6 protein-coding genes are annotated in these 6266 nt (G+C 66.9%); 4 read left to right on the forward strand and 2 right to left on the reverse strand.

Features of this window, described 5'->3' with window-relative positions; translation table 11 throughout:
* Positions 1-7 precede the first annotated feature (7 nt).
* From F3J14_RS12325 to F3J14_RS12340, 4 genes are all read left to right on the forward strand, one after another.
* The gene (locus tag F3J14_RS12325) at positions 8-1102 is read left to right on the forward strand and encodes a polyamine ABC transporter substrate-binding protein (RefSeq protein ID WP_105788906.1); all 1095 of its coding nucleotides are present in this window, start codon (positions 8-10) and stop codon (positions 1100-1102) included.
* Between the two features lie 86 nt (positions 1103-1188).
* Entirely contained in the window at positions 1189-2349 is a 1161-nt protein-coding gene (gene potA / locus F3J14_RS12330; RefSeq protein WP_166723220.1) for a polyamine ABC transporter ATP-binding protein, read from the forward strand.
* On the forward strand, positions 2346-3275 hold the full coding sequence (locus tag F3J14_RS12335; protein ID WP_166723221.1) for an ABC transporter permease subunit: 930 nt from the start codon (positions 2346-2348) through the stop codon (positions 3273-3275). The genes potA and F3J14_RS12335 overlap by 4 nt, the downstream gene beginning before the upstream one ends.
* The gene (locus F3J14_RS12340) at positions 3272-4093 is read left to right on the forward strand and encodes an ABC transporter permease subunit (protein ID WP_166723222.1); all 822 of its coding nucleotides are present in this window, start codon (positions 3272-3274) and stop codon (positions 4091-4093) included. Before F3J14_RS12335 ends, F3J14_RS12340 begins: the two co-directional genes overlap by 4 nt.
* A 104-nt stretch (positions 4094-4197) precedes the next feature.
* On the opposite strand, the gene F3J14_RS12345 is transcribed toward F3J14_RS12340, so the two are convergent.
* Both F3J14_RS12345 and F3J14_RS12350 read right to left on the reverse strand, forming a co-directional pair.
* Entirely contained in the window at positions 4198-5004 is an 807-nt protein-coding gene (locus tag F3J14_RS12345; RefSeq protein ID WP_166723223.1) for a sulfite exporter TauE/SafE family protein, read from the reverse strand.
* 18 nt (positions 5005-5022) lie between these two features.
* The coding region (locus F3J14_RS12350; RefSeq protein ID WP_166723224.1) for an FAD/NAD(P)-binding oxidoreductase at positions 5023-6266 on the reverse strand (1244 nt) is incomplete at its 5' end.

Consider the following 6266-nt stretch of genomic DNA (forward strand, 5'->3'; position numbering starts at 1 on the left):
GAACGGGATGAAAGCAAAGGTAGTGGGCCGGTTCGCAGCGCTCGCGCTGTGCGTGGGTGCGTCGGCCGCAGCGGCGAAGGATACGCAGCTCAATATCTATAACTGGTCGGACTACATTGCGAAGGACACGATCCCGAACTTCGAGAAGCAGACGGGCGTCAAGGTTCGCTACGACAACTACGACAGCGACGACACGCTGCAGGCGAAGCTGCTGACAGGCAGCTCGGGCTACGACATCGTCGTGCCGACCAGCAACTACGCGGGCAAGCAGATCGCGGCCGGCATCTTCACGCCGCTCGACAAGTCGAAGCTGCCGAACCTCAAGCACCTCGATCCGCAACTGATGGCGCTCGTCGCCGGTGCCGATCCAGGCAACAAGTACACGGTGCCCTGGGCATACGGCACGACCGGTCTCGCCTACAACCTGACGAAGGCGCAGCAGGCGCTCGGCAAGGTCCCGCTCGACAATTGGGACATCCTGTTCAAGCCGGAAAACCTCTCGAAGCTGAAGACCTGCGGCGTGTCGGTGCTCGACGCGCCGGACCAGATGTTCGCGGCGGCGCTGCACTACATCGGCAAGGATCCGATGAGCACGAACCCGGCCGACTACAAGGCCGCGATGGAAGTGCTCAAGAAGATCCGCCCGTACATCACGCAGTTCAACTCGTCGGGCTACATCAACGACCTGGTCGGCGGCGACATCTGCTTCGCATACGGCTGGTCGGGCGACGTCGTGATCGCGAAGCATCGCGCGCTCGAAGCGAAGAAGCCGTACAAGGTCGAGTACTACATTCCGAAGGGCGGCGCACCGGTCTGGTTCGACGTGATGGCGATCCCGAAGGACGCGAAGAACAAGGACGCCGCGCTGCAGTGGATCAACTACATCGAGGATCCGAAGGTGCACGCGGCGATCACGAACGCCGTGTACTACCCGAGCGCGAACGCCGAGGCCCGCAAGTACGTGCGGCCGGACGTCGCGAACGACCCGGCCGTCTACCCGCCGGCCGACGTCGTGAAGACGCTGTTCCTGCTCAAGCCGCTGCCGCCTGAAATCCAGCGTCTGCAGACGCGTCTGTGGACCGAGCTGAAATCGGGCCGCTGACGCGAGCCGAAGTGAGCCAGCAGTCATGAAGCCCCTGGTGCCCCCGGGGGCTTTGTTCGTCAAACGCAGGAGAGAAGCAGCACATCATGAATAGCCAGTCGGGTGCGCCGGTTGCGGGCGCGCCGTCCTTCGTTCCTTCGTCCGGCGCGAATGTGCGCGCCGAGAACTTTGTCCAGATCGTCGACGCCGTCAAGAAATTCGGCGAGACCGAAGTGGTGCGCAACGTGAACCTGACGGTGCGCCAGGGCGAGCTGTTCGCGCTGCTCGGCAGCTCGGGTTCCGGCAAGTCGACGCTGCTGCGGATGCTCGCGGGCCTCGAGACGGTCACCTCGGGCAAGATCCTGATCGACGGCGAGGACCTCGCGCAGATGCCGCCGTACAAGCGGCCCGTGAACATGATGTTCCAGTCGTATGCGCTGTTCCCGCACATGTCGGTCGAATCGAACGTCGCCTACGGCCTGAAGCAGGAAGGCACGCCGAAGGCCGAGCTGAAGGAGCGCGTCGCCGCGGCGCTCGAGCTCGTGCAGATGAGCAAGTACGCGAAGCGCAAGCCGCACCAGCTGTCGGGCGGCCAGCAGCAGCGCGTCGCGCTCGCGCGTTCGCTCGTCAAGCGCCCGAAGGTGCTGCTGCTCGACGAGCCGATGTCGGCGCTCGACAAGCAGATCCGCCAGCGCACGCAGATCGAGCTCGTCAACATCCTGAAGAAGGTCGGCGTCACCTGCATCATGGTCACGCACGACCAGGAAGAGGCGATGACGATGGCCAACCGGCTCGCCGTGATGAGCGAAGGGCAGATCGTGCAGATCGGCTCGCCGAACGAAGTCTACGAATATCCGAACAGCCGCTTCTCGGCCGAGTTCATCGGCTCGACGAACCTGTTCGACGGCGTCACGGTCGAGGACGAACCCGACTACGTGTACATCGAATCCCCGGAGCTGCCGAGCCGGCTGTACGTGAGCCACGGGATCACGGGCCCGCTCGGGATGCCGGTCACGGTGTCGGTGCGCCCCGAGCGGATCGCGCTCACGCGCAAGCCGCCCGAAGGCGCGTTCAACTGGGCGCGCGGCAGGATCACCAACGTCGCGTACATGGGCGGCTATTCGCTGTATCACGTGAAGCTCGACGCGGGCAAGACGGTGATCGCGAACGTGTCGAGCCTCGCGATCACCGAGCTCGACACGCCGTCGCTCGGCGACGAGATCTACGTGCGCTGGAGCGCGACCGCAGGCGTGGTGCTGACGTCATGAACACGCTCAAGTCCCTGCTCGCATGGCCCGTGCGGCGCTTCAGCCTGACCGGCGGCTCGGCGGTCGTCGCGGGGCCGTACACATGGCTCGTGCTGTTCTTCCTCGTGCCGTTCGTGCTGGTCGTGAAGATCAGCTTCGCGGAGCTGCAGCTCGGCATCCCGCCGTACACGGAGCTCGCGTCGTACACCGACGGCGTGGTGCACATCGCGCTGAACCTGTCGCACTACGCGTTCCTGCTCACCGACAGCCTGTATTTCGCGACCTACGTCAATTCGGTGGTGGTCGCCGCGATCACGACGCTGCTGTGCCTGCTGATCGGCTATCCGATGGCGTACTACATCGCGCGTTCGAACCCGGCGACCCGCAACCTGCTGATGATGGGCGTGATGCTGCCGTTCTGGACGTCGTTCCTGATCCGCGTGTACGCATGGATCGGGATCCTGAAGAACAACGGGCTGCTGAACAACTTCCTGATGTGGATCGGCCTGACCCATACGCCGATCGAGCTGTACCGCACCAATTACGCGGTGTACATCGGGATGGTGTATTCGTACCTGCCGTTCCTCGTGATGCCGCTGTACGCGCACCTCGTGAAGATGGACCTGCGCCTGCTCGAAGCCGCGTACGACCTGGGCGCCAGGCCGTGGCGGGCGTTCGTGCAGATCACGCTGCCGCTGTCGAGGAACGGGATCATCGCGGGCTGCCTGTTGGTGTTCATTCCGGCGGTCGGCGAGTACGTGATTCCGGAGCTGCTCGGCGGCGCGAACACGCTGATGATCGGTCGCGTGATGTGGAATGAGTTCTTCAACAACGCAGACTGGCCGATGGCGTCGGCCGTGACCTGCGCGATGGTGCTGCTGCTGCTCGTGCCGATGGCGATGTTCCAGCACTTCCAGGCGAAGGAGCAGGAGGGCCGCCGTCGATGAAGCCGAATCGCTACCTGCAGTTCGCGGCGCTGTTTGCCGGCTTCGCGTTCCTGTACATCCCGATCATCAGCCTGATCGTCTATTCGTTCAACGAGTCGAAGCTCGTCACCGTGTGGTCGGGCTTCTCGTTGCGCTGGTACGCGGCGCTCGTGGACGACGACGAACTGCTGACGGCCGCGTGGCTGTCGCTGAAGATCGGCGTGCTGACCGCGTTCGCGTCGGTGTTCATCGGCACGTGGGCCGGCTTCGTGCTCGCGCGGATGGGCCGCTTTTGCGGCTTCGCGCTGTTCAGCGGGATGATCAACGCGCCGCTCGTGATCCCCGAGGTGATCCAGGGCATCTCGCTGCTGCTGCTGTTCATCGAACTGGCGAAGTGGATCGGCTGGCCGGCCGAGCGCGGCATGTTCACGATCTGGCTCGGCCACGTGATGCTGTGCATCTCGTACGTCGCGATCATCGTGCAGTCGCGCGTGCGCGAGCTCAATCCGTCGCTCGAGGAAGCCGCGCTCGATCTGGGCGCGACGCCGCTGAAGGTGTTCTTCACGATCACGCTGCCGCTGATCTCGCAGGCGCTGATCGCGGGCTGGCTGCTGGCGTTTACGCTGTCGATCGACGACCTCGTGCTGTCGGCGTTCCTGTCGGGGCCCGGTTCGACGACACTGCCGCTCGTCGTGTTCTCGCGCGTGCGCCTCGGCCTGAACCCGGAGATGAACGCGCTCGCGACGCTGTTCATCATCGCGGTGACGGCCGGCGTCGTGATCGCGAACTTCGTGATGCTGCGCCAGGAACGCAAGCGCATGGCCGCGTTCGCCGTCTGACGTTCTCGCGCACAGGTTGCGCACGCAACGAACAACGCCCGGTGCCGACGACGATTCGGGCCGGGCGTTTTGTTTTGGGGTGCGTGCCGCGTGCGGCGTGCGGCTCAGGCGCCGAACGCCGCCTTCGCCAGCAGCCCGCACGCCACGCAGACGAGCACGGCCGCGAAGCCGGCCTGCACGTGCCGCGCGGACAGGTGCCGGGACGCGCTGCGACCGGCGGCCATCCCGAGCGCGGTCGCGACCGTGAACCACAGCATCATGTCGAGCGGCGCGCGCGTGCCCGACACGAGCGTCGCGAACACGCCGCCGGTGCCGACCAGCGCGATCACCATCAGCGAGGTCGCGACCACGCCGTGCATCGACACGTTCGTGAACTTGCGCAGCATCGGCACGATCACGAAGCCGCCGCCGACACCCAGCAGCCCCGTCATCAGTCCCGTCACCGCGCCGGTCGACGCGAGCGCGACCCCGACCGGCCAGGACCATACGAGCCGGCCCGTATCGGGATTCACGCGACCGACGCACAGCGGCGATTCGGCCGTGTCTCCGGGCGCGTTGCGCAGCGCCTGCCGTAGCAGGCGGCCCGCGACGACCAGCATCGTCAGCGCGAACAGCGCCAGCAGCACGCGCTGCGGCAGCACATGCGCGAGCCGCACGCCGAGCGTCGTGAGCGGCACGCCGGCCACGGCCATCAGCAGCGCCGCGCGATAGCGCACGAGCCCGCGGCGAAACCCTTCGAGCGCGCCGAGCGCGGCACTGCCCGCGACCGCGACGAGGGCGACGGGCGTGGCTTGCTGCATCGGCCAGCCCATTCCGGCGACGAGCGCGGGCACCGCGAGAATGCCGCCGCCCGCGCCGGTGAGGCCGAGCACGGCGCCGACGAAGCCGCCGAGTACGAGGGAAATCAGCATGATGTCAGCGGGTTCCGGTCAACGGGCGATCGCGGGCTTCGCGAGCCATTCGCGGCCCTTGAGCATCGCCTTCCAGTAGAGCGGCGGCAGCACGCGCTCCTTGAGCAGCCACGCGAGCCGCGACGGACGCTTGCCGTCGATCAGCCATGCGGGGAAGGTCGGTGCGACCTTGCCGCCGTACAGGAATTCGGCCAGCACGATCTTGCCGCGCTCGACGGTGAGCGGGCACGATCCGTAGCCGTCGTACGCGGCGTTGCCGAGCGCGCGGCCGAGCGACGCGAGCAGGTTGTGCGCGACCACGGGCGCCTGCTTGCGTGCGGCCGCGGCGGTTTTCGCGTTGGTCGTGTTGGTGACGTCGCCGAGCGCGAAGATGTCCGCGAACCGCTGGTGCCGCAGCGTCGCCGGATCGACGTCGATCCAGCCGGCCGCGTCGGCGAGCGGGCTCGCGCGCACGAAATCGGGCGCCTTCTGCGGCGGCACGACGTGGATCATGTCGAACGCCCGCTCGACGGTTTCCGTGCCGCCGCCGGGCAGCGCGCGCGTGAACGTCGCGCGCCGTGCCGGGCCGTCGATCGCGACGAGGTTGTGGCCGAACGACAGCGCGATGTCATAGCGTTTCACGTACTCCATCAGCGCCGGCACGTAGTCGGCGACGCCGAACAGCGCGCCGCCCGCATTCAGGAACTCGACGTTCGCGGCGCCGAGGCGCCCCGTGCGCCGCCAGTGATCGCACGACAGGTACATCGCCTTTTGCGGCGCGCCCGCGCACTTGATCGGCATCGGCGGCTGCGTGAACAGCGCATTGCCGCCGCGGAACGCCTGCACCAGTTCCCACGTGTACGGCGCGAGATCGTAGCGATAGTTCGACGTGACGCCGTTGCGGCCGAGTGTCTGCGCGAGGCCGTCGATCGCGTGCCAGTCGAGCTTGAGCCCCGGGCACACGACCAGCCTGCGGTAGCCGATGCGCCGGCAGCCGTCGAGCACGACCGTGTGCGCGTCGGGTTCGAAGCCGGCGACCGCTGCCTGGATCCATTTCACGCCGCGCGGCAGCAGGTCGGCCATCCGGCGCGCGGTCGTGTGGGGCCGGAACACGCCCGCGCCGACCATCGTCCAGCCCGGCTGGTAGTAGTGGGTATCGGCCGGGTCGATCACCGCGATATCGAGCGACGCGTCGCGCGCAAGCAGGCTCGACGCGACCGCGACACCGGCCGCGCCGGCGCCGACGATCACGATGTCGTGCCGCGCGTCGACAGATCGGACGC

This window comes from Burkholderia sp. Tr-862 (assembly GCF_011753085.1).
GTDB lineage: Bacteria > Pseudomonadota > Gammaproteobacteria > Burkholderiales > Burkholderiaceae > Burkholderia > Burkholderia ambifaria.

Coding starts and splice junctions, on each gene's coding strand:
- F3J14_RS12340 (WP_166723222.1), top strand. CDS start 3,272: ATGAAGCCGAATCGCTACCTGCAGTTCGCGGCGCTGTTTGCCGGCTTC.
- F3J14_RS12345 (WP_166723223.1), bottom strand. CDS start 5,004: ATGCTGATTTCCCTCGTACTCGGCGGCTTCGTCGGCGCCGTGCTCGGC.
- potA (WP_166723220.1), top strand. CDS start 1,189: ATGAATAGCCAGTCGGGTGCGCCGGTTGCGGGCGCGCCGTCCTTCGTT.
- F3J14_RS12325 (WP_105788906.1), top strand. CDS start 8: ATGAAAGCAAAGGTAGTGGGCCGGTTCGCAGCGCTCGCGCTGTGCGTG.
- F3J14_RS12335 (WP_166723221.1), top strand. CDS start 2,346: ATGAACACGCTCAAGTCCCTGCTCGCATGGCCCGTGCGGCGCTTCAGC.